This is a genomic window from Mesorhizobium sp. B2-4-6, assembly GCF_006442775.1.
GTDB lineage: Bacteria > Pseudomonadota > Alphaproteobacteria > Rhizobiales > Rhizobiaceae > Mesorhizobium.
Window position 1 is genome coordinate 171,692 of record NZ_VFVI01000004.1, and the last position, 22,244, is coordinate 193,935.

Consider the following 22,244-nt stretch of genomic DNA (forward strand, 5'->3'; position numbering starts at 1 on the left):
GATGAGGGGCAGCGCCGAGTTCTGCAAGGCTGGCTCCGCCCCTCATCTGCCTACCGGCATCTTCTCCCCGTGAACGGGGCGAAGGACGCTTGTCGCCGACGCCCCATCACTGTTGAGCCGCCATGACCTACGCCGTCTCCGAAATCCGATCCGCCGCCCCGCCGCGCAGGAAGCGGCTGAGCAAGGCCGCGATCGAGCCCTGGCTTTATCTTTCGCCTTCTATCGTTCTGCTGGTCCTGGTGCTGCTGGTGCCTCTGATCATTGGCATCTCCTACTCATTCCGCAAGTTCTCGGCCTTCAAGTCGCAATATGTCGGCCTTGCCCAATACCAGGCGATGCTCTCCGACCAGGTGCTCGGCCAGGCGTTGATCAACACGCTGTGGTGGACGGTCGCCAGCCTGTTCTTCCAGTTCTTTCTTGGCCTCGGCCTGGCGCTGCTGCTCGACAAGCCCTTCTACGGCCGCAAGGTCGTGCAGGCCGTTGTCTTCCTGCCCTGGGCCGTGCCGTCTTTCCTCTCCGGCCTCACCTGGGCCTGGCTGTTCAACCCGATCATCGGGCCGCTGCCGCACTGGCTTTTCGCGCTTGGCCTCAAGGCCGAGCCGACCAATGTGCTGTCGGATCCGGCCACCGCCATGTGGGGCCCGATCGTCGCCAACATCTGGTTCGGCATCCCGTTCTTCGCCATAACGCTGCTTGCCGCGCTGAAGTCGATCCCCTCCGAATTGCATGAGGCTGCAGCCATCGACGGCGCCTCGCCATGGCAGCGCTTCACCAAGGTGACGCTGCCCTTCCTGGCGCCGACCATCGTCATCACGGTCATGCTGCGCACCATCTGGATCGCCACCTTCGCCGATCTGATCTTCGTCATGACCGAGGGCGGACCGGCCGGCTCGACCAGCACCGTGCCGGTCTACATCTATGTCAGTGCCTTCAAGTCGCTCGACAAGGGCTATGCATCGGCGGTAGCGGTGCTGCTTCTGGTGCTGCTCATTGTCTACGCCATCGGGCTGATCGCTATCCGCCGCACTCTGGTGAGGCACGTCTGATGATCGCCGGTCGCTCCACTTCCTCGCGCATTTTCGGCGGCATCGGGCTCTACGCCGCGGTTGCGGCTTACGTGATCTTCGCGCTGTTCCCGATCTTCTGGACGCTGAAGATCTCGGTGACGCCGGAGCGCCTGCTCTATTCGGAAGGCATCACCTTCTGGCCGTCGCAGACGACCTTCCAGAACTTCGTCACCGTGCTCGAAGCCTCCGACTTTCCACGCTATTTCCTCAACAGCGTCATCGTCTCGGTGTCGACGGCCGCCTTCGTCACCGTCATCGCCACGCTCGCCGGCTACGCCATGTCGCGCTTCACCTTCCGCGGCAAGGCGACGCTGGCCATCCTGCTGTTGCTGACCCAGACCTTCCCGCTGGTCATGGTCATTCCGCCGATCTACCGGATCATGGGCGATCTCGGCCTGACCAACAGCCTGATCGGACTGATCATCATCTACACGGCCTTCAACACCGCCTTCGCGACGTTCCTCATGCAGTCCTTCTTCGACGGCATCCCGAGGGATCTTGAGGAGGCGGCGATGATCGACGGCTGCACCCGTGCTCAGGCGATGCGCCGGGTGATCGTGCCGCTGACCTTGCCGGGAATGGGCGCCACGCTGGGTTTCGTCTTCACGGCCGCCTGGAGCGAGCTTCTGTTCGCGCTGATGCTGATCTCCAGCGACGAGCAGAAGACCTTCGCCGTCGGCCTGCTCACCTTCATCGGCAAATTCGCCGTCGACTGGGGGCAGATGATGGCGGCCTCGATCCTGGCGCTGATTCCGGTCTGCGTCTTCTTCGCCTTCCTGCAACGCTATCTCGTCACCGGCCTCACCGCCGGCGCTGTCAAAGGATAAAAGATGGCTTCCGTCACGCTGCAAAACGTCGAGAAGGATTACGGCGCGCTGCGCATCCTGCATGGCGTCGACCTCGAGATCGCCGATGGCGAGTTCGTCGTGCTGGTCGGCCCGTCCGGCTGCGGCAAGTCCACGCTCTTGCGCATGATCGCCGGCCTCGAAGAGGTCACCGGCGGTGAGATCCATATCGGCGAGCGGCTGGTCAACGACGTCGCGCCGAAAGATCGCGACATCGCCATGGTGTTCCAGTCCTACGCGCTTTACCCGCATATGGACGTCTCCTCCAACATGGGCTTCAGCCTGCTGCTGAAGAAGGCCGAAAAGACGACGATCGACGGCAGGGTGGGTGCTGCCGCCAAGCGGCTGGGTCTCGACCCCTACCTCGGCCGCCTGCCGCGCCAGCTCTCCGGCGGCCAGCGTCAGCGCGTCGCCATGGGCCGCGCCATCGTGCGCGATCCGAAAGTTTTTCTGTTCGATGAGCCGCTGTCCAACCTCGACGCCAAGCTGCGCGTCCACATGCGCGCCGAGATCAAGGCGCTGCACCAGCAGCTCAAGACCACGTCGGTCTACGTCACCCACGACCAGGTCGAGGCCATGACCATGGCCGACCGCATCGTCGTCATGCATGACGGCTATGTTCAGCAGGTAGGCCGTCCGCTCGAGCTTTACGACCGGCCGGCCAACACTTTCGTCGCCGGCTTCATCGGCTCCCCCGGCATGAATTTCTTGCCGGCGAAGGTCGCCAGGGGCGGCAAGGTCGATGCCGTGCTCGCCGACGGCCAGAAGCTCGGATTGCCGGACGGTCTGCCGCTGCAGGACGGCGATCCGCTGACCATCGGTCTGCGTCCCGAGCACATCAGGCTGGCCGATGACGGAGCGCTCAAGGCCGAGGTCGAGGTGGTCGAACCGCTCGGCCTGTCGACGCAGTTCTATGTCCGGCTGGCCAACCAGCAGATCTGCGTCTTCGTCATGGGACGCAGCGACGTCAGGCCGGGCGACACCATCCGCCTCGCTGCGGATCCGGCGGCGCTGCATGTGTTCGATCCAAAGAGCGGCGTTCGGATCGGCTAGCTGGCCAACAGCGACGCGTCATTGGATGGCTTCGCCAGCAACTCACCGGCAGCAGATGTGGGTGTTCAACTCGGGCACGGTCGTTGCGCCGGTGATGGCGACAATTTTGATCGCTCAAGGATCGGCGCCTTGGAGAATATCGACAGGTGAATTGCGGATTTTGATTGCTAGACTCCCGCTGATTCGTCTCGACAGGAAAAGGCATGAGCAAGGCCCTCGGCACATTCGCACTGATCACGGTTTTGAGCGCTTTGCTGATGGCGCTGTCATTGGCCGTTGCGAGACACGGCTACCCCTATGGCGCCTATGGCGTGAAGCGTCTCGACGGCATCGCCGACGCCGGCTCGTTCCTGGCGATCGCCGCCGTCTACTTCTTCGGCGCCATGCTGATGATGATCCTGCCGATCCGCGCCGCCGGCGTCGTGCTGACCCATGCGGCCGACGCGATCTTCTGGGCGACGATCGTGCTCTTCGCGACGATCGTCGGCTCGCTGGTTGCCAGATGGGCCTTCGGCCAGCACGAGGTGCTTTGGGCGCTGTTCAACTGGCGCTTCCTGTTCGTGGCAGTGATCGTGGCGGCGCATCTCACCATGAACGAGCTTCGCCGCAACCTCCTGCTCAGAAGCCTGTTCTTCGTCGCCTTCGGCGCGGTCACGCTCGCATGCCTGTTCTGGTCGTTCTCGACCTGACGCGAGCCGGCTCTAGGTTTAAGATCGGCGGTAGACCTCCTTCCGGACAATGACTATATCATTTGTCTGACAATTGATCCGACCGGTGGCTGCTGCGACCAAAACCCAAGGAAAACAATATGACCGTGCTGCGTAAGAACCTGATCGACGGCGAGTGGCTGGGCGAGGCCGGCTCGCGCAACATCAACCCCTCGAACACCAACGATGTCCTTGGCGAGTATGCTTCAGCCGGGCCTGAGCAAGCCACGCAGGCCATCGCGGCCGCCAAGGCGGCCTTTCCCGCCTGGTCGCGCTCAGGCCCGCTGGCCCGCCATGCGGTGCTGAAGAAAACCTCCGACGAGATCATGGCGCGCAAGGACGAGATCGGCCGCTCGCTCGCCCGCGAGGAAGGCAAGACGCTGGCCGAGGGTGTCGGCGAGACGATCCGGGCGGCGCAGCTCTTCGACTTCTTCGCCGGCGAGACGCTGCGCCTGTCGGGCGAGATGGTGCCGAGCGTCAGGCCCGGTGTCGGCGTCGAGATGACCCGCGAAGGCGTCGGCGTCGTCGGCATCATCACGCCGTGGAATTTCCCCATCGCCATCCCCGCCTGGAAAATCGCGCCGGCGCTCGCCTACGGCAACACAATCGTCTTCAAACCGGCCGAACTCGTTCCCGAAAGCGCCTGGACCATCGTCGACATCCTGCATCGTGCCGGCCTGCCCAAGGGCGTGCTCAACCTCGTCATGGGCAAGGGCTCGGTGGTCGGCCAGACGATGCTCGACAGCCCCGACGTCAACGCCATCTCTTTCACAGGCTCGGTCGGCACGGGAAAGCGCGTCGCAGCGGCAAGCGTCGAGCACATGCGCAAGTTCCAGCTCGAAATGGGCGGCAAGAATCCGCTCGTCGTGCTCGACGACGCGGATCTTGGCACGGCCGTCGATTGCGCGGTCAATGGCGCCTATTTCTCGACCGGGCAACGCTGCACGGCCTCGTCGCGTCTGATCGTCACCGAGGCCATCCACGATCGCTTCGTCGACGCCATGAAGGAGCGCCTGGACAAGCTCGTTATCGGCGACGCGCTCGACGCGCAGACTCAGATCGGTCCCGTCGTCGACGCAACCCAGCTGAAGCAGGATGAAGACTACATCGCCATCGGTGTGAGGGAAGGCGCAACGCTTGCCTTCGGTGGCGAGCGGCTCGATCGCAAGACACCGGGTTTCTATCTGCAGCCGACGCTGTTTACCGGTTCGACCAATGCAATGCGCATCTCGCGCGAGGAGATTTTCGGCCCGGTCGCCAACGTCATCCGCGTCAAGGATTATGACGAGGCGCTGGCCGTCGCCAACGACACGCCGTTCGGCCTCACCTCCGGCATCTGCACCACCAGCCTGAAGCACGCGACCCATTTCAAGCGCAACTCCGAAGCCGGCATGGTGATGGTCAACCTGCCGACGGCGGGCGTCGACTTCCACGTGCCGTTCGGCGGCCGCAAGGGTTCGAGCTACGGCCCGCGCGAGCAGGGCCGCTATGCCATGGAGTTCTACACCACGGTGAAGACCGCCTATACATTCGCCGGCTAATCGAAGAGGGATCGATGACGTCAGCCCTGGACGACATGACATGGCTCAACCCGCCGCCGCACCATACGGTCGGCGGCGGCACGCTCACCGTTCGGACGGGCAAGGAGACCGACTTCTGGCGCGAGACCTTTTATGGCTTCTGGCGCGACAACGGCCATTTCCTCTCCCGCCCGGTCGAGGGAGACTTCAGCGCAGAGGTCACCGTCAAGGGCGATTACAAGGTGCTCTACGATCAGGCGGGGCTGATGCTGCGCCTGAGCGAAACGCACTGGATCAAGGCCGGCATCGAATACACCGACGGGCTGGCCTACTTCTCCGTCGTCGTCACCAACGACACCTCCGACTGGTCGCTGGTCGCCATCGCCGCCAGCAAGGACGGCGTCAGGATCCGCCTGACCCGTCACGCCGAGGCAATCCGCATCCAGTATCTGGATGCTTCGGATGGCCACTGGAAGCCGGTGCGGCTGGCCTATTTCCCGATCTCGAAAACGGTCGATGTCGGCATGATGTGCTGCTCGCCGCAGCGCGAGGGCTTTGAGGTCACCTTTTCGGACTTTACCATCGGGGCGCCCATCTCGCGGGAATTGCACGACTGACGCGGCGCTACCCGTTCATCCGGTGCTGGAAGAATTGCAGGAACAATTCGCGCTCCGTGGTGATGTCCAGCTTCTCATAGATGCGGCGGCGATGGTTCTTCACCGTGCCGACGGTGATGCCGAGCCGCTCGGCGATGTTGGCGGTCGGATGGCCGGCGAGGATCAGCTGCACCAGCTCGCGCTCGCGCAGCGATAGCTCCGGCCACAGGTTTTCCGGAATGCTCGGCTTCTGCTGCGGCGAGGCGCCGGGACCGCTCGGCGCCGAGGTGCGTGAAAAGTCTGAGCCGCGCGCCTTGATGTCCAGCGCATGCAGCGCCTCGAACACCGGCAGCCGCTCGGTCAGCAGCGCGATCTCGCTGTCCTTGAACGATACGGTCGAGCGGTCGAGGAATATGCCCAGGCACCAGTCGCCGCCGTCGGTGAGCAGGATGCCGACCTCGTCGCAGATTTCCGACTGCGCCAGGAAACCGGCAATGTATTGGCCGCGCTTGGCCTCCTCGTCGGCCAGTCCCTTGAGCGGCATGATGCCGAGCCGGCGCTCGCGCCGCCAGGAGGCATAGAAGGGATCGAAGACGTAGTAATTGTCGAGATAGCGCCGCACCATCTCGTCCGAGAAGCGCCGGTGCTTGACGAATTCCGGCGTCCTGGTGGCTGAATAGCGCGTTACCGTCACCAGGTCGTGCGCGATGTCGGCGCCGATCAGGTCGATCAGGCAGTCGACATGCCGGTCGGTGCCGGTGGCGGCGATCGCCTTTGCCAGCGGCGCCCAGATATTGCCCATGCGCATGCCCTTTTCTCGGCGAACCGCGCCGCGCGGTCATTGTGTCTTTAGGCATATGGCGCGATCCGGCTCCGGGAATCTAGCCTGTGGTCACTCTCGGCAAGGGAAAGCGACCCGTGGACCAGATCACCACCAATCCAATCGTCATCGGCATCGATGCCGGCGGCACCATGACCGACACGATCCTTGTGGATCAGGACGGCCACTTCAAGATCGGCAAGTCGGCGACGACGCCGAAGAACGAGGCTGAAGGCTTCCTCGCTTCGGCCGAGGATGCGGCGGACGCCTGGGGCATCTCGCTGCAGGATCTGTTCTCCGGCGTCAACGTGGTGCTCTATTCCGGCACCGGAATGCTCAACACGCTGTTATCGCGCACCGGCCGCAGGCTCGGGCTGATCACCACCAAGGGCCTTGAGGACATGATCCTGATGGGCCGCGGCCTCCAGGCCTGGGCGGATTATTCCTATGCCGACCGCCTGCACGCGGTCACCCACCACCATCCCGATCCGCTGGTGCCGCGCCGCCGCACGCACGGCGTGACGGAGCGCATCGACCAGTTCGGCGACGTCATCCTGCCACTCTACGAGCACGAGGTGCATGCCGCCGCCAAGAAGCTCATCGCCGACAAGGTCGAGGCGATCTGCATCATGACCGTCTTCTCGCACGTTAACCCGGCGCATGAGAAGCGCATCGCTGAAATCTGCCGCGAGGAGATCGCTGCCGCCGGCGCCGACATCCTCGTCTACACCAGCCACGAGGTGCGCCCGGTGATCCGCGAGCAGTCGCGGCTGAACTCGGTGCTTATCGAGGCCTACGCCACATCGCGCGGCCGCAGGCAGCTCAAGGGCATCGAGGACGTCTCGAAGAAATACGGCTTCAAATACGGCGTGCAGACGCTGCTGTCCTTCGGCGGCCTGACCTCGATCAACCATCCGCGCCTGCACGAAACGATGATCTCCGGGCCAATCGGCGGCATCCTGGGCGCCGCCTATGTCGGCAAGCTGATCGGCAACGACTCGCTGATCTGCTCGGACATGGGCGGCACGTCCTTCGACATGGGCGTCATCACGCGCGGCCAGACACGCATCGAGAACGAACCGCTGATGGACCGCTTCAAGCTCAACGTGCCGACGTTGCATCTCGATACGATCGGCGCCGGCGCCGGCATGATCCTCAAGGTCGATCCGCTGACCAGGAAGGTCTCGCTCGGGCCGGAAAGCGCCGGATCCGATCCCGGGCCGATCTGCTTTGCCAAGGGCGGCACCGAGCCGACCATCGCCGACTGCGACGCCATCCTCGGCCGCCTGAACCCGCATTACTTCCTCGGCGGCAAGGTCGTGCTGCAGGTGGAGAAGGCAAGGAAAGCCTTCGAGGAGAAATGCGCCCGCGTGCTCGGCGTCGGCGTCGAGGAGGCGGCCGAAGGCATGATCGACATGCTGGAGGCCGACGCGAACAACGCGCTGCGCCGCGTCATTTCCGGCCAGGGCATCCATCCTTCGGAATTCACGCTTTTGTCCTACGGCGGCTCGGGGCCGCTGCATCTCGCCGGCTGCTCCAGGGGCATCGGCTTCAAGGACATCATCACGTTCCAGTTCGCCGCCGCCTTCTCGGCCTTCGGCTGCACCACAGCCGACTTCATGCGTCGCCACTCGGTCTCGACGCAGATCGACATCGGCGCGCGGGCCAGCGATGACGAGCTGGTCGCCTTCGGCAAGAAGGTCACCACCGTCTGGGACGACTTGACCAAGGCCGCGGTCGACGAAATGGTGGCCGACGGCCACGCACTCCCCAAGATCAAGACCGCGCCGTTCCTGATGATGCGTTACACCGGCCAGTTGGAAGACGTCGAGGTGATGGCGCCGCTCTCGGCGATTCACTCCGCCGACGACATGCGCAGGATCATCGCCGAGTTCGAGGCGGTCTATGCCAAGGTCAACCATCGCGTCTCGCGCTATGGCGAGGCCGGCTTCTCAATCACCGAGCTCGGGTTGATCGCCACCGCCGACAAGGTGAAGCCGACTTTGGTCAAGCGCCCGCTCGGCAAATCCGATACGGCTTCCGCCCACAAGGGTGTGCGCGAGGCCTATATCGGCGGCCGCTGGCACAAGGCCAATCTCTACGAGATGGACCTGCTGCAGCCCGGCCACGAGGTTACCGGCCCGGCCATCATCGAACACCCGGCGACGACGCTCGTCGTTCACCCGCAGGACCGCGTCCATGTCGATGAATGGACGCTGCTGCACTACACCCACGCTTGAGAAGGGCGAACGCCATGCTGGACAAACCCGCCTCCGCGCTCCGCATTCGCGAACGGCTGCTCGAATCCGAACGGCTGATGGAAGACACCGGCTGCTATGACGGCATTACCGAGCTTCAGCTGCGCAATCAGGACCCGCTGAAATTCGAGACGCTGCACACCAAGCTGCGCGCCTACTGCGTCTCGGCACGCGAAATGGCGCGCCGCATCTCCGCCTCGCCCGGCGTGCGCGAGGTCGGCGAGATGGTCGTCGCCATCTACACGCCGGAAGGCGACGCGATCGCGCTCTCCAACGGCATCATGGTGCATGTGCACACGATGAGCCGCTTCATCAAATGGATGATCCGCAACGGCTACGAGGAAAATCCGCAGATCCGCGACGGCGATATCTTCGCCAACAACGACGCCTTCATCGGCACCGTGCAGGTGCCGGACGTGATGGACGTCGTGCCGATCTTCCATTCCGGCAAGCTGGTCGGCTGGGCCGGCGCCGTCTGCCACGAGCTCGAAGCCGGCGGCATCACGCCCGGCGGCGACGTGGCGCTCGCCCAGGAGCGCTTTACCGAAGGCCTGTTCGTCTGCGCCGAAAAGGTCGGCCAGAACGATGAACTGCGGCGCGACTACGTCATCCGCTGCGAGCGCAATCTCAGAATGCCGATCTACTGGGTGCTGGACGAGAAGGCCAAGGTCGCTTCCTGCATCGACATGCGCGAAAGCGTCAAGGCGCTGATCGACGAGATCGGCCTCGACTTCTGGATGCAGGTGTCGAAGGAGTTCATCGAGGAAGGCCGCCGCGCCCAACTCGCCCGCACGCGCCAGCTCACGGTGCCCGGCATTTACCGCGGCCACACCTTTTACGGCCACGTCACCAAGGGCAAGCCCGGCTACCAGCCGCTCGGCGATCCCGACTGGCTCTACAACATCCCGATCGAGATGGAGATCACCAGCGACGGCAAGATCAAGATGGACTTCGAGGGCACGCAGCCCTGGGGCTATCATTCGATGAACTGCACGCCGGCCGGCATGGATGGCGGCATGTTCGTGACGCTGACGCAGCACATGAACTTCGAGGGCCTGGTCAATGACGGCGCCTGGATGGCCACCGAGCTGAAGCTGCCGCACGGCACCTGGACCAACCCGGACAACGAGATGGTGGCGACCGCCACCTCCTGGGCGCTGCTGCTGCCCGCCTATGGCGTCTTCCAGCGGCTCTTGTCGCGCTCCTTCATCGCGCGCGGCTTCATCGAGGAAGCCTTTGTCGGCCAGGTCAACAGCCCGATGATCGAGATGGGCGGCACCAGCCAGTACGGCACGCCCTTCGGCATGGCGCATTTCGAATGCGCCGCCGCCGGCTCGGGCGCCTTGGCCATCAAGGACGGGCTGGACACAGCCTATGTCGGCTGGAATCCGGAATCCGACATGGGCAACATCGAGATCTGGGAACAGAACATGCCGATGCTCTATATCGGCAGGTCGATCGTTCCCAATTCCGGCGGCGCCGGCAAATATCGCGGCGGCTGTTCCTTCCTGTCGACCTGGCTGGTTTCCAAGACCGATCATCTCAGGCTGGTGACCTCCGAGCATTCCTCGCGCGTCTTCGACAATGGCGGCCTGTGCGGCGGCTATCCGGCGCCGACCTGCCAGAAGCATCGCGCCGTGCGGGACTCGAACATCTTCGAGCTGGCCAAAAATGGCGCGCCGCTGGCGCACCACACCGGCACCAATCCCTACCGCTCGGAGCTGGAAGTCCGGCTGGAAGGCGAGCATGTGACGCTGGAAGGGCCCTACATCACTGCGCCGCACAAGACCGGTGACGTCTTCACCCACTCCTATAATGGCGGCGGCGGTTACGGCGACGTGCTGGAGCGCGATCCCGTCAAGACCGCCTGGGACGTCGAGAACGGCTTCCTCACCAGGGAAGCGGCCGAAGGCATCTTCGGCATCGTGCTCGACGAGGACGAGGAGGGTTTCCCGGTCGCCAATCTGGAAGCCACCAAGCGCCATCGCGCCGAAATGCGGGCCAAGCGCCTGGCGCACGCCAGGCCGGTTTCGGAATGGATGGCCAAGGAGCGCGAGCGGGTGAAGGCGGCCGGTTTCGCGCCCGAGGTGAAGAAGATGTATGCCAGCGCCATCAAGCTCTCGCCGCGCTTCACCAAGGACTTTTCGACCTTCTGGGATGTCGATGCCAAATCGACCTTCGGCCTGGAGTAAGGACCATGACCTCGTACAGCAAGGAAGTCATCGCTGATCTGGTTGCCGGCACGCTGCCCTGGCCGCAGACGCGCCGCATCATGAGCGCCTACAAGGATGACGACCGTTTCTTCAAATATGTTGCGGTGTTGCAGGACCGCGTCGGCTGGAAGGACCCGATCCTGCTCCCGGTCGGCGACCACCTCTTCATCTGCCAGAGCGGCGACGAGCGGGTGACGAAATGCGAATGCGGCCACTCCTTCGGCGACTACCGCAGGAACTGGAAGCTCAAGGCCGCGATCATCGTGCGCGACACAGAGGAATCGCTGCGCGAGATCTACCCCAACAGCGACCTGCCGGATCCGGATTGGATGGAAATCCGCGAATTCATCTGCCCTGAATGCGGCACGCTGCATGAGGTGGAAGCGGCTGCGCCCGGCTATCCGATCGTTCACGATTTCGAGCCGGACCTCGAAGGGTTCTATCGCGATTGGCTGGGCAAGCCGCTGGAGTCGTCAACGAGAGCAATTCCAGGAGAAGTGTGAAGCGGTTTTCCGTCCGGAATTGCGTCAACAGAGTGGGAGGCTGATGCCGCAGATGGGTCGCGTCACAGGCAAGGTGGCGCTCGTAACCGGGGCCGGTCTCGGCCTCGGGCGGGCGTCTTCGCTCCTTCTGGCGTCGGAAGGCGCGAAGTTGGTCGTCAGCGACATCGACGAGAGGCTCGCGGGCGATACGGCGTCGGAGATCGTCAAGGCTGGCGGCGAGGCGCTGGCGTTGCGCCATGACGTGTCGAAGCCCGAAGACTGGCAAGCTGTCATGGCGGCGATCGAGCAGCGCTTCGGCCAGCTCGACGTGCTGGTCAACAATGCCGGCATCGCCATTGCCCGGAACATCGAGGACACGACGTTAGCCGAATGGCGGCGCACCATGGCGATCAACCTGGACGGCGTCTTCCTCGGCTGCCAGGCAGGCATCAAGCTGATGAAGAAATCCGGCGGCGGATCGATCATCAACCTCTCTTCCATCGACGGCATCATCGGTGAGGCGGATCTTGCCGCCTACTGCGCCTCCAAGGGCGGCGTGCGCACCCTGACCAAGGCGGTCGCCGTGCATTGCGCCGAGCAGCGCTACGGTATCCGCTGCAATTCCATCCACCCGGGCTATATCTGGACGCCGCAGACTGAGAACTATCTGCGCGATCTCGGAAAACTCGAGCAGGAGAAGGCCAAGGCGCTGTCCCGCCACCCCATTGGCTTCCTCGGCGAACCGAACGACATCGCCTTCATGGTCCTCTATCTCGCCTCGGGCGAATCCAAATTCGTCACCGGCTCCGAAATGGTGGTCGACGGAGGCTACCTTGCAGTGTGAACGCGGAGACCGCTTGCGATGACCAACCTCACCGGCCGCGGCGCCATCGTCACCGGCGGCTTTTCGGGCATGGGTCTTGCCATCGCCACGGCGCTCGCCAAAGCAGGCGCCAATGTCGCCGTCGGCTCCTATGTGGCGCTTCCGGAGGTGGGCAGCGCGGACGCCGCCTATTATCCCGGCGCCGATGAGATCGAGCGCGTGAAGTCGGCGCTGGCCGCCCACGGCACCAAGGTGCATGCCGCCCACCTCGACGTGCGCGACAGCGCGCTCACCAACCTCTTCTTCGCCGAAGCCCAGGCGGCGGTCGGTCAGGCAGACATCCTGGTCAACGCCGCCGGCACCACGGCCGAGCAGCCGGTCTGCGGCCATTCCGACGCGCTTTGGGACAAGATCGTCGACACCAATCTCACCGGTGCCTTCCGCGCGACGCGCGCCGTGCTGCCCGGCATGATCGAGCGCGGCTGGGGCCGCATCGTCAACATCGGCTCGACGGCGGCTTCCGTCGGCTGGAAGGACAATCCCGCCTATTGCGCCTCCAAGGCCGGCTTGCTCGGCCTGACGCGATGCGTGGCGCTCGAAGGGGCGCCGCATGGCGTCACCTGCGTCATGATCAGCCCGACCTGGGTCGAGACCGAGTTGATGCGCCGCAACGTGGCGCAGGTCGTCGAGCGCGAAGGCAAGGGCCGCAGCGCCGAGGAATTGATGGACGAATTCAGGAAAGGCAACCCCCAGGGGCGCATGATGCAGCCGGAGGAGATCGCGGCGCTCGCCGTGTTCCTCTGCTCAGACCTGGCCAAGGGGATCACCATGGAAAATATCCAGATCACCGGCGGCGCCCTATGGTAGCGTCGGTGGGGGTGATGGATCCCGGTCTCGTGGGAGGAGGCCGGCATAAATAGAAGGACCATCAACAGACAGGGGAACTGACATGACGATAAGAAATGTCTTGCAAAGAGCCGGAATTGGCCTCGCGCTGATGCTTGCTGGAACGAACGCGGGGCAAAGCGCCGAACTCGGCGCCAAGGACGAGCCGATCAAGCTCGCCATGTTGGAATGGACGGGCGCGCATGTCTCCACCCACATCGCCGGCCAGCTTCTAGAGAAGCTCGGCTATCACGTCGAATACGTCACCGCCGGCAATTTCCCGCAATTCTCGGGCCTCGCCGACGGCTCGCTCAGCGCCTCGGTCGAGATCTGGCTCAACAATGTCGGCGACATCTATCCGAAGGTGCTGGCGGCCAAGCAGATCGAGGACATCGGCAAGCTCGACCTGAAGACGCAGGAAGGCTGGATCTACCCGAAATTCATGGAGAAGGTCTGTCCCGGCCTGCCGGACTGGAATGCGCTGAACAAGCCCGAATGCGTGCAGGCGCTCGCGACGCCCGAGACGGCGCCCAATGGCCGCTTCCTCGACTACCCGTCCGACTGGGGCTCGCGCGCGGCGACCATCCTTGCCGACAACAGCATGCCTTACACCGCCGTGCCGTCGGGCTCCGAAGGCGCGCTGGTCGCCGAGCTGGAAGCCGCCGAAGCGGCCAAGACGCCGCTGATCATGATGTTTTGGGGTCCGCATTACGCGCTGGCCGAGAGCGATGTGGGCTGGGTGACGATGCCGCCCTGCAAGGACCAGACCAACGAGCACTGCATCACGCCGCCCGACGTCGACAAGATCGTCTGGTCGGGCTTCGGCGCCAAATGGCCCGCGGCCTACGCCTTCCTGAAGGCCTTCAAGATGGATGCGACCGAGCAGCAGAAATTGATGCTGGCCGTCGACAAGCAGGGCAAGGACCTCGACGCCGTCGTCAAGGAATGGATCGACAAGAACGAGGCGGTGTGGAAACCTTGGCTGGATGGCGCCAAGGGATAATTCGCCGATATGCCTGACAAGGGCTGAGGGCAACAACGACCCGGCTTCCGCACTGCGTGGAGCCGGGCGAACAATCGGCATGGGTTGATGGGAATGGACACTGCCGCGCGTCCGGTAAAGCTTGCCTGTCGAAATGTCTGGAAGGTCTATGGCCGGCGCCCGGGCTACTATTTCGACTCGCGCGGCTATGTCATTGATCCCGACGCGCTGGCCGAGCGGCTGCGTGCGGAGGCGCATCTGCCGGCCGTGGTCGATGCCAGCTTCGAGGTCGCGACCGGCGAGATCTTCGTCATCATGGGCCTGTCCGGCTCCGGCAAGTCGACCCTGGTGCGCTGCCTGTCGCGCCTGGTCGAGCCGAGCGCCGGCGAGATCCTGCTCGACGGCAGGAACCTGCTCGCCGCCAGCGGCAAGGAGCTCATCGAGTTGCGCCGCCACGCCATGGGCATGGTGTTCCAGAATTTCGGCCTGCTGCCGCATCTGAGCGTGTTGGGCAATGTCGCCTTCCCGCTGAAGATCCAGGGCAAGTCGGCGAAGGAACGGGAGACGCGCACCCGCGAGATGATCGCGCTGGTCGGGCTCGAAGGCCGCGAGGCATCCTTCCCGCATCAGCTCTCCGGCGGCCAGCAGCAACGCGTCGGCATCGCCCGCTCGCTCGCCGTGGGCCCCGAGCTCTGGTTCCTCGACGAGCCGTTCTCGGCGCTCGATCCGCTGATCCGCAAGCAGATGCAGGACGAGTTTCTGCGCCTGCAGCGCATGCTGAAGAAGACCATCATCTTCATCACCCACGACATCGCCGAGGCCTTCCGCCTGGCCGACCGGCTGGCGATCATGCGGGCAGGCAAGATCGTGCAGATCGGCCGACCGGCCGACATCGTGCTCAATCCGGCCGACGATTATGTCGCGCAGTTCACCGAGGACATGCCGCTGCTGCGCGTCATCACGGCCGGCGACATCGCCACATCAGCCAATGGCGCCGCGCTGCCCGAACGGAGCATCGCCGCCGACACCAGCCTCGAGGCGCTTATCCCGCAGCTCGCCTCCGGCGTGGCGGCCTTCGCGGTGCCCGGCGCCGGCGGCGGCCCGCCGGCGGTGCTCAGCGCCGGCGCGGTGCTTGCCGTGCTGGAGCGCGAGCAGGCAAGACGCACGCGCTCATGACGGCGCCGGCCGCGATCGCACCACCCCCGCAAAGGATCGCCATCGCGCCGGCCCTTGTCCCTTGGTGCGGCCTGGCCGTGCTGACGGTGCTCTGCCTGCTTCTCAAAACCGAGCTTCCCTGGCTGGTCAGTTTCCCCAAGGAATGGACGCTGCCGCTGGCCGCTTATATCAATGCCGTGACCGACATTGTCGTCGCCGTCATCCAGCCCGGGTTCCGGGCGCTCTCCGCCTTGCTCGACGCGCCGATGCGCGGCGCGCGGCTGGCACTCGCCTGGTTGCCCTGGCCAGCGGTGATGCTGGCTGTCGTCGCCCTTGCTCTGAAGTCGAGCGGCGAGCGGCTGGCGATCTTCGCGCTCGCCACGCTCGCCTATATCCTGCTTGCCGGCTACTGGCCGCAGAGCATGAACACGCTGGCGCTGGTGCTGCTGGCGGTACCGATCTCGACGGTGCTCGGCTTCCTGCTTGGCGTTCTCGGCTACGCTCGCCCGCGCTGGCGTCCGGCCCTGCTTGGCGCGCTCGACCTGATGCAGACGGTGCCGGCTTTCGCCTATCTCATCCCGCTCTTGCTTCTGTTCGGCTTCGGCCCGGTGGTGGGCCTGATCGCCTCGGCGATCTACGCGACGCCGCCGATGGTCCGCAATACCATGCTCGGCCTCGATCGCGTGCCGGCGGCGATCAGCGAGGCCGGCCTGATGAGCGGCTGCACGCGCCGCCAGCAATTCTGGCAGGTCGAGGTGCCGACGGCGCTGCCGCAGCTTCTCGTCGGCTTCAACCAGACGACGATGGCGGCGCTGTCGATGGTCATCGTCGCCGCCATCATCGGCGGCTTCGAGGATATCGGCTGGGAAGTCCTGTCCTCCATGCGCAAGGCCGAGTTCGGCCAAAGCATCCTCTCCGGCCTGGTGATCGCGCTGCTCGCCATCCTCATCGACCGCCTCACCATCGGCTTCGCCAAGGCGCCGGAGACCGGGCCGACGCGGGCCATGCGCTGGATGACGCCGCGCCGGCTGGCTCTGTTGCTGGCGGTCGCGCTGGCTCTGGCCGTGGTCACCCGGCTCGCCGAGCCCGATGCGACGCTTCTGCCGGAAACCGGGCTGCGCATGCAGATGGGCGCCGTCAACCAGTGGCTGCTGGGACTCGTGCGCGACTATGCCTGGTTCTTCAACGACGTGCGCAATGCCGTGCTCTATTGCCTGCTCTTGCCGATGCGCGTCGGCATTTCGGGCGCGGCGACGCCTGCACTGTGGGGCTTCACCCTGCCACCCCCGGTGCTGGCCGTCTATGTGGTTTTGGTGGCGGCCTTGGCTGGATTGGCCCTGCACCGTTTCGGCTGGCGGGCAGCGGTCGCCGTGGTCGCCGCCGGCCTTGTTCTCTACACCGGCTTTCTCGATCTGCCCTGGCCCGCCTTCATCCTTGCCGTCGCCTTGCTTGCCGGTCAGGTGGCGGGCTATCGCCTCGGGTTTTTCGCGCTGGCCGGCTTCGGGCTGATCCTGGTCAACGGCCTGTGGCCGCAGTTGGTGCAGTCGCTTTATCTCTGCACGCTGGCGGTCCTGCTTTGCCTTTTGGTCGGTGGCGCCCTCGGCACATGGGCGGCGCACAGCGACCGCGTCTCGCGCATCCTGAAGCCGATCTGCGACGCGCTGCAGACCATGCCGCAATTCGTCTTCCTCATCCCGGCGCTGATGTTCTTCAAGGTCGGCGAGTTCACGGCGCTGATCGCCATCATGCTCTACGCCATCGTGCCGCCGATCCGCTATGTCGAGCATGGATTGCGGCATGTTCGCGCCGATGTCGTCGAGGCGGTCGAGCAGATGGGCGCGACGCCGATGCAGACCTTGCTGCAGGCCAAGCTGCCGCTCGCTCTGCCGGTCGTCATGCTCGGCCTCAACCAGACCATCATGGCGGCGCTCTCGATGTTGGCCATCGCTGCCCTCGTCGGCACGCGCGATCTTGGCCAGGCGGTCTATGTCGCGCTCGGCAAGGCCGATGCCGGCATGGGCCTCATCGCCGGCCTGTCGATCGCTTTCCTGGCGATCTTGGCCGACCGGCTCATCCAGGCCGCGGTCGCACGCTCCGCAGCTGCGTCACGCTGATCAGACCGGGGCCGGCATACGGCCGCTGGCAGGCCTTTCGTCCTCGGCGGGAACGGCCGCCCTGCGGCGTCGAAAAGCCGGCAATGGGCTCAGCGTGAACAGGCCGTAATAGACGACGAACGACGCCATGAAGTAGGGGCCGAGCATCTCGACCTCGAAGAAGGAGCGGATCAGCATCAGCCCGATCGCGCCGGCAAGCACCACCGAATCGGCGCTCCAGTCGCCGAACACCACCTTCGAGACATGGCCGTAGAAAGAACGCAGGATAACCAGCGCCAGCAAGGTGACACCGACGAAGCCGATCTCGACCAGCGTCTCGACATAGGTGTTGTGGAAGTGGAAGCCGGAGCGGGTCGAGATGTAGAACTCCGCCCACAGCCGTTCCGGATCGGCAAATCCCTGCACCCAGTAGGCGGCGTAGCCATAGCCGAGCAGCGGATGCTGCTGCGCCGCTTCCCAGCCTTGCTCCCACAGATAGGTGCGGCCGGTGAGCGTCGAATCCTTGCCGAAGATGCCGAGTACGACATCCAGCAGGCCGAGGTTGAGCGCCGCGACCACCCCTGTCACCAGCGCGCCGGCGCCGACGATGAACAGCACGCGGCGATAGCGCAGCGAGAGTACCTTGGTCATGGTGAGCAGCATGACGATGCCGATCACCGCCGGCAGCGAGGCCACCGACGTTGCCGAATGGGCGATGGCCAGCATGTAGACCGACAACAGCATGATCGGCGCGGTCCAGACGAAGCCCAGCCAGTTGCGCCGGTAGAAGGCCAGGAACGCAAGGCAGAAGAAGATGCCGAGCGACGAGAAGAAGCCGATCTGGTTCTTCGAGCCGAAGGCGCCGACGAAATTGACCGTGCCGTCGATCGTGTCGAGCGCGTAAGCGCCGACTTTCAGGGAATAAAGCAGAACGAAGAAGATGCCGATCAGCGAGCCCACAACCAGCGTGCGCACGTTGATTGTGCGCGCCGCGACATAGGCGCAGACGATGTGCGAGGAATATTGCACCGCCGCGCGCGCGCTGATGCCCGCCGCCTGGGACCAGAAAACCGAGAAGCAGACATAGGCCGCAAGCAGTATGGGCAGCCAGGCGCCAGAGAGTTTCCAGGTGAAACGCCGGTAATCGACGAAGAGCAACGGCAGCCAGACGGCGTAGTAGGCAAGGATCAGGATCTGGCCGAAATTGGGTGAATAGGCGAAGGCAAGCATGGAAACCGCGACGGCGAAGGTGCCGTAAGTCTCGTTGCGGTCGGGATCGATCAGAATGGATTTTGGAATCTTCATATCGGATTTTGTCCGTTGAGCTTCTTAAGCCACGGCCCGGGCGCGCTGCATCTGCCTCTGCAGGAAGCGCCGCACCGGCTCGTCATAGATCCGCGTGGCGATGTCGGCGATGACGACGACCGAGGCCGCCATCACGATGCCGAACCAGGGATGATGCGCGAACGGATCGATCGAGAAGGCCTTGCCGGCCCCGGCGATGATCATCAGCATCGGCGTGTGGATGATGTAGATCGGGTAGGAAATCCGCCCGAGCCAGCCATAGAAGCCCGACAGAAGCGGCGCGGTCGGCGCCACCGCGCCGGTCATCACCATGAGCGGAAAGACGATTACGATGGCGGCGAGGTCGTAGACGACGCGCGCGCCTCCGGCCGGAGCGATGACGAAGACGGCAAGCGTGAGCAGGATCGCGCCTTCGACCCACAAGCCGCGCCGCAGGAAGCCGAGGCTGCCCTGCCAGCGCGCCATCGATCGGCAGAGCAGCACGCCCAGGAAGAACGAGAAGGTTACGCGCGGCAGGCCGCTGAGGATGGTCTTGCCGGTCATGCCGAAATCGAGCGTGCCGGCGAAGATCGAGGCGACGACGAGCAGCACGAGGCTGGCGCCGACGATCCCCGTCAGCACCCGCCGCGACAGGAGCGCGAAGACCGCGACATAGGCGATGTTGACGATGAGTTCGAAGAACAGCGACCACGAAGCGGGATTGAGCGGAAAGATCGTGTGATAGGCGTCGCTGACCAGCGGGATGAAGAGCATGCCGGTCGTCAGCTGCATACCGATCTCTGACAGCGGCATGTATTCGGCCGGCATCAGGCTGTTCTTGACCAGCAGGTAGAAGAAGCCGAGCAGCGTGCCGGCGAGATAGAGCGGATAGAGCCGGATCAGGCGGATCGCCACGAAGGAGCCGAAGCCCATGCCGTTCTCGATCTTGCGGTCATAGGCATGCGCGATGACGAATCCGCTAAGCAGGAAGAACAGATCGACCGCGAGGTAGCTCGACGGCAGCACTTTGCCGTCGGCCAGGAACGGCGAGAAGTGGTAGAGCATGACGCTGACCGCCGCCACGCCGCGGATGGCGTCGAGATTCAGATAGACGTGACGCTGGGCTGCGGGCTGCATGTTATGCCTTCAAGCGGTCCAAAACAGATCGCCCGCCCGCGCCGCAACGCGAACGAGCCTGGCTTGTCCCTCCCGCCTCCGGTTCGCGGCTCGCTTCGGGCAAGCCTCGGTCCGGCGGCGCTACTGGCTGGCCGTCGGCGCCAGCTTCACCTTGATCACGTCGCCCGGCAGGACAGGCGTGTCTTCCTTGGCCTCGACCTCGCTCGTCTTGCCGTCGGCGACCCGCACCAGCGAATAAAGCAGGGTCGGTTCCTGGTCGCTGGTGAGGGAGGCCGCCGTCGCGGGATCCGACGCCTGCGCGATCAGACCCTTCTGCATGCCGGCCTTCAACGTCGCCTCGTTCAGGTCGGCCTCGGCCTGCTGACGGTTTGCGGTGAGGGTGGAATTCAGCGAGTTCCTGGCGTCAATGGCGTCCTGCTCGGCCTTGCTGATCGACTGCTTGGCGGTGAGGATGGCCGTCTCATAGTCCAGGATCTTGCCCTGCAGGTCGGTGACCGACTGCTGCGAGGAAAGCAGGCGCGCATTGGCAACCAGGCCTTTCTGCGCCAGCGGACCGATGCTTTCGGCCTGCTTCTCGGCCAGATCGACCTGCTTCTGCTGGTTGGCGATCTTCTTTTGCAGCGATTCGATTTCCGACTGCAGAACACCCTTCAAATCGTCGAGCGCATCGAGCTTCAGCTTCAGCGATTTCTGGTCGGAGACCAGGATCGCCGTTTCGTCGGCGACGATGGTGGCCAGTTTCGGATCACTCCCCTCGATTTCCTTGGGCACCTCGAAAGTCGTCTTGCCTGCGAGGTCGGCATCGATCCTGGCTCGTTTGACGAGCAGGCGGATGCGCTGGTCGTCATAGATATCGAAGCTGCCCTTGGCGGTGACCAGATCCTTGCCGAGCTGCGGGCCGTAATCGGCATTGCGCCTTATGCCGCCGGCGATGCTGACTGCCTTGAGCACCGTCAGATCGGGCACGAAGGGAAACTGGCCGGGGTTCTGGACTTCGCCGGAAATGTAGAACGGCCGGAACTGCGCCATCTCGACCGAGGCTTCCGGCTTGTCGGGCAGCGCCAGCTTGCGCTGCAACGCCAGCCCGATCGCTGAAGCGACCTCCGCCGTCGTCTTGCCCGCGGCCTGCATGTCGCCGACGAACGGCACCGAGAGCGTCCCGCCCGGGCCGACCGAATATTCGCCATTGAGGGCCGACCAGTCGCGGAACGTGCCGTCGACCGTCTGCCATTCGGCGACGCGGATGTTGAGCTTGTCCTGTGGGCCAAGCTGATAATCGCCGGCGGCGGCCAACTGCGGCATGGCGAGCGACACCGCAACAAGCAACGCGCCCGCGAAGCGGGCGGTTGTCCTTGGCATGAGACTGCAGGCGTAAGACAGTCCGAAGGGGTTTTTTGTCAAATACGTTTCCGATTCGCTTTGGCCCCATCCGCCCGATGAGATCACTGCCGGATGCCTACCCCGAATCTGGGGGAGCAGGCCCGTCGGTCAATAGCTGCCGCGTGACATCCACACGGCAGGAACGGTCTTGAAGATGATGCGGATGTCCTCGGACAAAGACCAGTTCTCGACATAGTGGCGATCGAAGGCGACCCGCGTGTCGTAGGATACGTCGTTACGGCCGCTGACCTGCCACAGCCCGGTCAGCCCCGGACGCGACTTCAAATAATAGACCGCGGCGCTGCCGTAGATCTCCAATTCGTCGCGCACGACTGGGCGCGGGCCGACAAGGCTCATGTCGCCCTGCAGGATGTTGAGGATCTGCGGCAGTTCATCGAGGCTGAGCTTGCGAAGCACCTGCCCGACGCGGGTGACGCGCGGATCGTTCTTCAGTTTGCGTGTCGCGATCCATTCGGCGTTGGCATCGGGATTGGCCGCCAGATAGGCGGCGAGCACGCGCTCGCCATCCGGCACCATGGTGCGGAATTTGAGGCAGGAAAAGATCCTGCCGCCACGGCCGATGCGCTTGTGGCCATAGAAGATCGGACCATTGTCCGAAAGCTTGACCAGCAACGCGACCATTAGGAAAAGCGGGCTGAGCAGGATCAGCCCGGCCAAGGAACCGACGATATCGAAACTGCGTTTGAGCAGACCGCCGATGGGGGGTGGAAAATCTACGCCGACCTGCGCAAAACCCGCATTAGCCGACTTGGCGACGTCCCTCATGCAGAAGCTCCATACGTTGAACGGATGGTTTACGGCAAGATATCAAAAAAATGCTGCAGCGCAACACACAATTTCCCATCGAACTGAAATGTTCACGTCATGAATTGACTAAATAATAAACCTGCCGTGCCCAAATTTTCACCTTTGTGGCACGTTTA

19 protein-coding genes are annotated in these 22,244 nt (G+C 64.1%); 14 read left to right on the forward strand and 5 right to left on the reverse strand.

Translation table 11 applies throughout. The annotated features are described in order from the left end of the window. The first annotated feature begins 122 nt into the window (after positions 1-122). The 6 genes from FJ957_RS13825 (at position 123) to FJ957_RS13850 (ending at position 5,809) form a co-directional block, all read left to right on the forward strand. Positions 123-1,046 (forward strand): sugar ABC transporter permease, encoded by a 924-nt coding sequence (locus FJ957_RS13825; RefSeq protein ID WP_140832166.1) that lies wholly within the window; start codon positions 123-125, stop codon positions 1,044-1,046. Next, on the forward strand, positions 1,046-1,894 hold the full coding sequence (locus tag FJ957_RS13830; RefSeq protein ID WP_140832168.1) for a carbohydrate ABC transporter permease: 849 nt from the start codon (positions 1,046-1,048) through the stop codon (positions 1,892-1,894). Before FJ957_RS13825 ends, FJ957_RS13830 begins: the two co-directional genes overlap by 1 nt. A gap of 3 nt (positions 1,895-1,897) precedes the next feature. Then, positions 1,898-2,965: a sn-glycerol-3-phosphate ABC transporter ATP-binding protein UgpC gene (gene ugpC, locus FJ957_RS13835; protein WP_140832170.1), complete on the forward strand. Its 1,068-nt coding sequence runs from the start codon at positions 1,898-1,900 to the stop codon at positions 2,963-2,965. A gap of 203 nt (positions 2,966-3,168) precedes the next feature. Continuing rightward, positions 3,169-3,654 carry a hypothetical protein gene (locus FJ957_RS13840; protein ID WP_140832171.1) on the forward strand — a complete coding sequence of 162 codons (486 nt, stop codon included), beginning with the start codon at positions 3,169-3,171 and terminating at the stop codon, positions 3,652-3,654. Positions 3,655-3,773: 119 nt separating this feature from the next. After that, positions 3,774-5,213, forward strand: a complete 1,440-nt coding sequence (locus tag FJ957_RS13845; RefSeq protein ID WP_140832173.1) for an aldehyde dehydrogenase family protein — start codon at positions 3,774-3,776, stop codon at positions 5,211-5,213. Between the two features lie 14 nt (positions 5,214-5,227). Then, complete coding sequence (locus FJ957_RS13850) at positions 5,228-5,809, forward strand: DUF1349 domain-containing protein (RefSeq protein WP_140832175.1); 582 nt, start codon at positions 5,228-5,230, stop codon at positions 5,807-5,809. A 7-nt stretch (positions 5,810-5,816) separates the two neighbouring features. On the opposite strand, the gene FJ957_RS13855 is transcribed toward FJ957_RS13850, so the two are convergent. Beyond that, positions 5,817-6,596 (reverse strand): helix-turn-helix transcriptional regulator, encoded by a 780-nt coding sequence (locus FJ957_RS13855; RefSeq protein WP_140832176.1) that lies wholly within the window; start codon positions 6,594-6,596, stop codon positions 5,817-5,819. Positions 6,597-6,706: 110 nt separating this feature from the next. Here FJ957_RS13855 and FJ957_RS13860 point away from each other — a divergent pair, with 110 nt between their 5' ends. The 8 genes from FJ957_RS13860 to FJ957_RS13895 all read left to right on the forward strand — a co-directional run bounded on the left by FJ957_RS13860 (position 6,707) and on the right by FJ957_RS13895 (position 17,520). Continuing rightward, positions 6,707-8,848: a hydantoinase/oxoprolinase family protein gene (locus tag FJ957_RS13860; protein ID WP_140832178.1), complete on the forward strand. Its 2,142-nt coding sequence runs from the start codon at positions 6,707-6,709 to the stop codon at positions 8,846-8,848. Between the two features lie 14 nt (positions 8,849-8,862). Further along, entirely contained in the window at positions 8,863-11,058 is a 2,196-nt protein-coding gene (locus tag FJ957_RS13865) for a hydantoinase B/oxoprolinase family protein (protein ID WP_140832179.1), read from the forward strand. Positions 11,059-11,063: 5 nt separating this feature from the next. Beyond that, positions 11,064-11,582, forward strand: a complete 519-nt coding sequence (locus tag FJ957_RS13870) for an acetone carboxylase subunit gamma (RefSeq protein WP_140832181.1) — start codon at positions 11,064-11,066, stop codon at positions 11,580-11,582. A 52-nt stretch (positions 11,583-11,634) separates the two neighbouring features. Next, positions 11,635-12,405 carry a glucose 1-dehydrogenase gene (locus FJ957_RS13875; protein ID WP_140832182.1) on the forward strand — a complete coding sequence of 257 codons (771 nt, stop codon included), beginning with the start codon at positions 11,635-11,637 and terminating at the stop codon, positions 12,403-12,405. Between the two features lie 18 nt (positions 12,406-12,423). Beyond that, positions 12,424-13,251, forward strand: coding sequence for an SDR family oxidoreductase (locus tag FJ957_RS13880; protein WP_140832184.1), 828 nt, complete (start codon positions 12,424-12,426; stop codon positions 13,249-13,251). An 82-nt stretch (positions 13,252-13,333) separates the two neighbouring features. Then, on the forward strand, positions 13,334-14,272 hold the full coding sequence (locus FJ957_RS13885) for an ABC transporter substrate-binding protein (protein ID WP_140832186.1): 939 nt from the start codon (positions 13,334-13,336) through the stop codon (positions 14,270-14,272). A 93-nt stretch (positions 14,273-14,365) separates the two neighbouring features. Continuing rightward, complete coding sequence (locus tag FJ957_RS13890) at positions 14,366-15,427, forward strand: betaine/proline/choline family ABC transporter ATP-binding protein (protein ID WP_140832188.1); 1,062 nt, start codon at positions 14,366-14,368, stop codon at positions 15,425-15,427. Further along, positions 15,424-17,520, forward strand: coding sequence for an ABC transporter permease subunit (locus tag FJ957_RS13895; RefSeq protein WP_140832189.1), 2,097 nt, complete (start codon positions 15,424-15,426; stop codon positions 17,518-17,520). The genes FJ957_RS13890 and FJ957_RS13895 overlap by 4 nt, the downstream gene beginning before the upstream one ends. On the opposite strand, the gene FJ957_RS13900 is transcribed toward FJ957_RS13895, so the two are convergent. From FJ957_RS13900 to FJ957_RS13915, 4 genes are all read right to left on the reverse strand, one after another. Then, positions 17,521-18,804 (reverse strand): O-antigen ligase, encoded by a 1,284-nt coding sequence (locus FJ957_RS13900; RefSeq protein WP_140832191.1) that lies wholly within the window; start codon positions 18,802-18,804, stop codon positions 17,521-17,523. 24 nt (positions 18,805-18,828) lie between these two features. Continuing rightward, on the reverse strand, positions 18,829-19,920 hold the full coding sequence (locus tag FJ957_RS13905; protein WP_140832193.1) for an acyltransferase: 1,092 nt from the start codon (positions 19,918-19,920) through the stop codon (positions 18,829-18,831). Positions 19,921-20,040: 120 nt separating this feature from the next. Then, positions 20,041-21,279 (reverse strand): polysaccharide biosynthesis/export family protein, encoded by a 1,239-nt coding sequence (locus tag FJ957_RS13910; protein ID WP_140832195.1) that lies wholly within the window; start codon positions 21,277-21,279, stop codon positions 20,041-20,043. 129 nt (positions 21,280-21,408) lie between these two features. Next, positions 21,409-22,086, reverse strand: coding sequence for a sugar transferase (locus tag FJ957_RS13915; protein WP_140644800.1), 678 nt, complete (start codon positions 22,084-22,086; stop codon positions 21,409-21,411). Between the last annotated feature and the right edge of the window lie 158 nt (positions 22,087-22,244).

Excerpts from the sequence above, each read along its gene's own strand:
- FJ957_RS13880 (WP_140832184.1), top strand. The coding sequence starts at position 12,424 with ATGACCAACCTCACCGGCCGCGGCGCCATCGTCACCGGCGGCTTTTCG.
- FJ957_RS13890 (WP_140832188.1), top strand. The coding sequence starts at position 14,366 with ATGGACACTGCCGCGCGTCCGGTAAAGCTTGCCTGTCGAAATGTCTGG.
- FJ957_RS13885 (WP_140832186.1), top strand. The coding sequence starts at position 13,334 with ATGACGATAAGAAATGTCTTGCAAAGAGCCGGAATTGGCCTCGCGCTG.
- FJ957_RS13865 (WP_140832179.1), top strand. The coding sequence starts at position 8,863 with ATGCTGGACAAACCCGCCTCCGCGCTCCGCATTCGCGAACGGCTGCTC.
- FJ957_RS13905 (WP_140832193.1), bottom strand. The coding sequence starts at position 19,920 with ATGCAGCCCGCAGCCCAGCGTCACGTCTATCTGAATCTCGACGCCATC.
- FJ957_RS13900 (WP_140832191.1), bottom strand. The coding sequence starts at position 18,804 with ATGAAGATTCCAAAATCCATTCTGATCGATCCCGACCGCAACGAGACT.
- ugpC (WP_140832170.1), top strand. The coding sequence starts at position 1,898 with ATGGCTTCCGTCACGCTGCAAAACGTCGAGAAGGATTACGGCGCGCTG.
- FJ957_RS13910 (WP_140832195.1), bottom strand. The coding sequence starts at position 21,279 with ATGCCAAGGACAACCGCCCGCTTCGCGGGCGCGTTGCTTGTTGCGGTG.
- FJ957_RS13850 (WP_140832175.1), top strand. The coding sequence starts at position 5,228 with ATGACGTCAGCCCTGGACGACATGACATGGCTCAACCCGCCGCCGCAC.
- FJ957_RS13845 (WP_140832173.1), top strand. The coding sequence starts at position 3,774 with ATGACCGTGCTGCGTAAGAACCTGATCGACGGCGAGTGGCTGGGCGAG.
- FJ957_RS13830 (WP_140832168.1), top strand. The coding sequence starts at position 1,046 with ATGATCGCCGGTCGCTCCACTTCCTCGCGCATTTTCGGCGGCATCGGG.
- FJ957_RS13915 (WP_140644800.1), bottom strand. The coding sequence starts at position 22,086 with ATGAGGGACGTCGCCAAGTCGGCTAATGCGGGTTTTGCGCAGGTCGGC.
- FJ957_RS13870 (WP_140832181.1), top strand. The coding sequence starts at position 11,064 with ATGACCTCGTACAGCAAGGAAGTCATCGCTGATCTGGTTGCCGGCACG.
- FJ957_RS13875 (WP_140832182.1), top strand. The coding sequence starts at position 11,635 with ATGGGTCGCGTCACAGGCAAGGTGGCGCTCGTAACCGGGGCCGGTCTC.
- FJ957_RS13825 (WP_140832166.1), top strand. The coding sequence starts at position 123 with ATGACCTACGCCGTCTCCGAAATCCGATCCGCCGCCCCGCCGCGCAGG.
- FJ957_RS13855 (WP_140832176.1), bottom strand. The coding sequence starts at position 6,596 with ATGCGCATGGGCAATATCTGGGCGCCGCTGGCAAAGGCGATCGCCGCC.
- FJ957_RS13840 (WP_140832171.1), top strand. The coding sequence starts at position 3,169 with ATGAGCAAGGCCCTCGGCACATTCGCACTGATCACGGTTTTGAGCGCT.
- FJ957_RS13895 (WP_140832189.1), top strand. The coding sequence starts at position 15,424 with ATGACGGCGCCGGCCGCGATCGCACCACCCCCGCAAAGGATCGCCATC.